General features: G+C 37.9%; 3 protein-coding genes. All 3 read right to left on the bottom strand.

What is annotated here, in order from left to right; all coding sequences use genetic code 11:
* Positions 1-102: 102 nt before the first annotated feature.
* Genes ACTNBK_RS16685 through ACTNBK_RS16675 form a run of 3 tightly spaced genes read right to left on the bottom strand, consistent with a single transcriptional unit; the run spans position 103 to position 3,268 of the window.
* Entirely contained in the window at positions 103-1,146 is a 1,044-nt protein-coding gene (locus ACTNBK_RS16685; protein WP_005929825.1) for a HAMP domain-containing sensor histidine kinase, read from the bottom strand.
* Positions 1,146-1,856, bottom strand: a complete 711-nt coding sequence (locus ACTNBK_RS16680; RefSeq protein ID WP_117526385.1) for a response regulator transcription factor — start codon at positions 1,854-1,856, stop codon at positions 1,146-1,148. Before ACTNBK_RS16680 ends, ACTNBK_RS16685 begins: the two co-directional genes overlap by 1 nt.
* Complete coding sequence (locus ACTNBK_RS16675) at positions 1,835-3,268, bottom strand: phospholipase D family protein (protein ID WP_441147777.1); 1,434 nt, start codon at positions 3,266-3,268, stop codon at positions 1,835-1,837. Before ACTNBK_RS16675 ends, ACTNBK_RS16680 begins: the two co-directional genes overlap by 22 nt.
* Between the last annotated feature and the right edge of the window lie 172 nt (positions 3,269-3,440).

Raw genomic sequence — 3,440 nt, 5'->3', positions numbered from 1 at the left:
ATGTTTCCTGTTTCTTCATCCCCATACACCACCATTGCGTTGATAGTGTTATTATCCCACATCCGGAGCCTTTATGGTAGTGCGGATTAAATCAGAGATTCCCTAGATAATCTCATCTTTCTGCTTTGGCAGCTCTATAACAAATCTGCATCCACCATATTCACGGTTTTCTGCTTTGATTGTTCCTCCGGCACTATCTACAATCCGTTTTACAAGTGCAAGACCTAGGCCATTTCCTTCTGCTTTATGAGATCCATCTACCTGATAGAACTTGTCAAATATTCTGGATTTTACATCATCCTCTATTCCTGGTCCTTCATCTTCCAGAATGAACTTAACAGAATCCTGTTCTTGTTTCAGAAACATCGTAATTGTCCCCTTTGAAGGGCTGAACTTAATCGCATTATCTAAAAGATTTATCCAGATATGCATAAAAAGTCCTTCATTCGCAGTATATTTAACTTCCTCCAATTCTACCTGAAAACCAATTTCTTTTTCTGTCCATTTTGTTTCCAATGAAAGAACTGCCTGGCGGATCTGTTCATCCAGACGATATTCTGTTTTTTTCATTGGAATATTCTGATTCTCTAACTTGGATAACAGCAAAATATTACCAACCAATCCGGAAAGTCTTTGGGTGTTAAATAAGATTTTTTCTACATATTCCTCTTGATCCGGAGACAGTTCTTCTCCCTGAAGCAGCATTGTATATCCTTCAATGGCATTAATCGGGGTCTTAAACTCATGAGAAACATCAGATACAAAATCCATCTGCAGCACCTCTGTTGCACGAAGTTCTTTTGTCATAACGTTAAAACTTTGATAAGATTCTCCAACTTCTGCTATACGGCTGTTCGTTTCCAAATGCTGTTCAAAATCTCCCCGAGAAACTTCCTTCATTGCTTTACTAAGTCTTGTAATTGGTTCCAGTAACTTTGCATTAATAAAGGAAGTGATCAGCCCTGCAATCAATGTATTGAAAATCAAAAGCCAGCCAAGCACAGGTATGCTGCCCGGCAGATTAAAAAAATGATTCAAAAAAGCAAATAATAACGCAGATATGACTGTTGAAAATACAAGTGCCAGCCAGATTGCACCAGTCAGACAGGATCGGATCCGCAATCCTTTTTCTTTCTTTTGTTCCATTATTTTTTCACCACCTTGTATCCAATTCCACGCATTGTTACGATTTCAAAATCAGGGTTATCTTTCAAACGCTCCCTGATTCTTCCTATATGTACCTCTATCGTATGTGGGTCTGCCTCCGTCTCGTATCCCCATACTTCATCCATCAACTGTTGTTTTGTAAATATTCTGCCTGGCGAAGCTGCAAGCTTATATAAAAGCAGGAATTCTTTTTTAGGCAAAACAAGACTTTCCTTATCAGTTGTAACCGTCATTGCATCATAATCAAACTCTGTTGAACCGATCACAATTTTGTGTTCATTCAGTATCTGTGCACGGCGAAGCAGTGCTCCGACTCTTAAAACCATTTCATTCACATTTACCGGTTTTACCATATAATCGTCACTTCCCGAAAGAAATCCCTGGCGCATATCATCAAAGGAACCTTTCGCAGTGATCATAAGTACAGGTATCTGATATCCTGCTGAACGGAGTTCCGACACCAGTTCATAACCATCCATAACCGGCATCATAATATCAGAAATGATCAGATCAATATATTCCTTAACCAATACGTCTAATGCCTGTGCTCCATCCGATGCACTTTTGACTTGATATCCATTCTTCTCAAGCACTTTTTGGAATAGCTGGCTTAATTCTTTATCATCTTCTACAATCAATATTTGAAACACGTTTTCCTTCCTCCTTATTAAAACAGATACCTTGCCCATCCAAGCAGATGCTGTACCAAAAATATTTTTCTCTGACGTTTCTTTGTTAATTCGATTGGCTCTACATGATATGGATCACGATAGGTTCCATCTTCCAATACCTGGCGGGACACTCTTTCATATTCCATCATGCCCTCTTCCAACTGTTTATTAATATCTTTACTGCGAATTACAAGCATCAGTTCCGTATCCAGATATGCACTTCTCATGTCCATATTAAAGGAACCGATTACAGACAGATCATCGTCAATCAGAATACTTTTTCCGTGGTATGAATAACCGCCTTCATATTCCCAGATATTAATTCCTGTACTTAAGATTCTATTTCTGTTTTTCGCATAATCGGCAGCCCCAAATGGATTCCCATTATTCGCAACTGAATTTGTCATGATAGAAAAATCTGAAACGTTCTCTGCAATCTCCTCCCATGTATTATGCATCATATCATTACAGATAATATATGGCGTGTGGATCTTCACACGATTTTTTGCATTTTTCATCAATTCTCCCAACTGATACCACACTACTGGTTCTTTGGAACCTGTGTGAATAGGATTTGACACTAATGCAATCTTTTCTGTCTCAAAAGTTTCGTCCGTGTAATCGGTATCGCAGATTCTTTCCTTATTCTCTTCAAAATATTTCTGATAGCCGTTCTGCAGCTCTAAAACTGCGTTCTTTACAGATTTTCTATTTGCCAGTTTTTTATTGTCATGAAAATAATCACTGTCTTCTTGTTCCCATATCGTTTCAAAATACTCTAACAACTGGTTAACTGAATTTTCTTTCTCAGGTTCATCGCAAACCACTAACACGTCTCTGTCATAGTTCTTATGTCCCGGAAAATCACCCAGGAAATAATTGTATGTATTTCTTCCCCCAAGAATATATCTCTTTCCATCTGCAATCAAATATTTATCATGCATTCTACCCATCATTTTCCACGGTTTCAACGGATTGGCCTTATTATACAGTTTAATTTCAACATTCTCATGGGAAGATAATCCATAGAAATACGGATTTCCTTCCATATCAATCCAGCTCTCCATTCCATCTACTAACAGACGAATATGTACACCTCTGTCTGCCGCATCATGCAGTGCTCCTAAGATCAATTTTCCACTTTCATCGGATTGAAATGCAAAAGTAGAAAGAATAATTTCCTTTTTTGCATTCTTGATCAAACGCACTCTTTGTAAAAGCGCTTCTGGATTCTTTTCTATGATTACTGCCCGTTCTGTATTTTCACTGCATTCGTTCCATGACCCATTTTTTGTTTCTTTTTTGGTTGTATTGGACACTTCCGGCTGCTTTTTATATGCAACGCAGATTCCGAGCAATTCATAAAAAACCACACATAAAAAAATTGACAGTATAACAAAAACAATTTTAAATATCTTACGTTTTCCCATCGCACATCACCTGACTTTTTTCATCTTATGTCTATACAATACAAAGTCAGCCTCAATTTAAGGTCAGGTAGAATAAGTTTCGCAAAAACAAAAAAGACATGGTTTGCAGATCTCTGGTAGAATGAAGTCGCGACACACCATTCGAAAGGAGACAGCAAACCATGTCCGAGAA

The sequence above is a fragment of the Intestinimonas sp. HCP28S3_D6 genome, from assembly GCF_052065695.1.
Taxonomy (GTDB): domain Bacteria; phylum Bacillota; class Clostridia; order Oscillospirales; family Oscillospiraceae; genus Intestinimonas.
The sequence above is the reverse complement of the archived record's forward strand: the minus strand, read 5'-3'. Positions and strand labels throughout refer to the sequence as shown.